The sequence below is a fragment of the Micrococcus sp. MS-ASIII-49 genome, assembly GCF_000946635.1.
Taxonomy (GTDB): domain Bacteria; phylum Actinomycetota; class Actinomycetes; order Actinomycetales; family Micrococcaceae; genus Micrococcus; species Micrococcus luteus.
Genome location: NZ_JXSP01000103.1, coordinates 1 through 1,140 on the forward strand (window position 1 = coordinate 1; position 1,140 = coordinate 1,140).

1 protein-coding gene is annotated in these 1,140 nt (G+C 76.4%); it reads left to right on the top strand.

Going from position 1 to position 1,140, the window contains the following annotated elements:
• Positions 1-1,048 (top strand): dihydrolipoamide acetyltransferase family protein (locus tag SJ20_RS07330; RefSeq protein ID WP_044659479.1); only part of this gene is annotated, 1,048 nt, incomplete at its 5' end.
• Positions 1,049-1,140 lie beyond the last annotated feature (92 nt).

A 1,140-nucleotide genomic window follows, 5' to 3' on the forward strand; every position in this document is an offset into this window, starting at 1 on the left:
GCCATTGTCAGACCCCGCCCGCGGACAGGCGCCGTCCACGTCGGAGGCGGCCCCCGCCGGCGCCGGGCGCCCGCAGCCCGAGGCCGCCGAGCCGGACCGCGCGGACGCGGCCCACGAGCCGGCCCCGGGCGAGCGACCCCGGTGCACTCCGCCCGTGCGCCTGTACGCGCGCCGCGCGGGCGTGGATCTGGAGCAGGTCACCGGCACGGGTGTGGGCGGGGTCATCACCCGCGCGGACGTCGAGGCGTTCCTGGCCGGGGGCGGGCAGCCCGCGGCCGCGGCGGCGCCGCCGCAGTCCGGCGCCGAGTCGGGCTCGACCGGGGGCGTCCGCACCCTGGGCGGCCGCCCGCGCACGGAGGCCGTGCCGGTCAAGGGCGTGCGCAAGGCGACCGCGGCGGCCATGGTGCAGTCCGCGTTCACCGCCCCGCACGTGACCGAGTTCCTGCAGGTGGACGTCACCGAGACCATGGAGCTGCTCGCCGAGCTCAAGGCCTCCCGCGAGTTCCGGGACGTCAAGCTCACGCCCATGACGCTCGCCGCCAAGGCGTGCCTCGTGGCGATGGAGCGCACCCCGGACGTCAACGCCCGGTGGGACGAGGCCGCCGGGACGATCGTCCAGCAGAACTTCGTGAACCTCGGTTTCGCCGCCGCCACCCCCCGCGGGCTGATGGTGCCGAACGTCAAGGACGCCCAGGCGATGAGCCTGAGGGAGCTGGCCGACGCCATCCGCGATCTCACGGGCCTCGCCCGCGAGGGGCGGCTGTCCCCGGCGGATCTGGCCGGCGGCACCTTCACGCTCACGAACGTCGGGGTGTTCGGCGTGGACGCGGGCACCCCGATCATCAACCCGGGTGAGGGGGCGATCATCGCGATCGGCCAGGTCCGGAGGATGCCGTGGGAGCACCGCGGCGAGATCGCCCTGCGGGACGTCATGACGCTGTCCCTCTCGTTCGACCACCGCTTCGTGGACGGCGAGCAGGGCTCGCGCTTCCTCGCGGACGTCGGCGCGATCCTGCGCCGCCCGGGTCTGACCCTGGCCATGGTCTGACGGCCCCGGACGCGCCGTGGCCCCGCCACCCGGGCACCGGGAGGCGGGGCCGTCGTCGTGGCAGGCCGGTGCGGCCGCCGGCACGGCGGGGG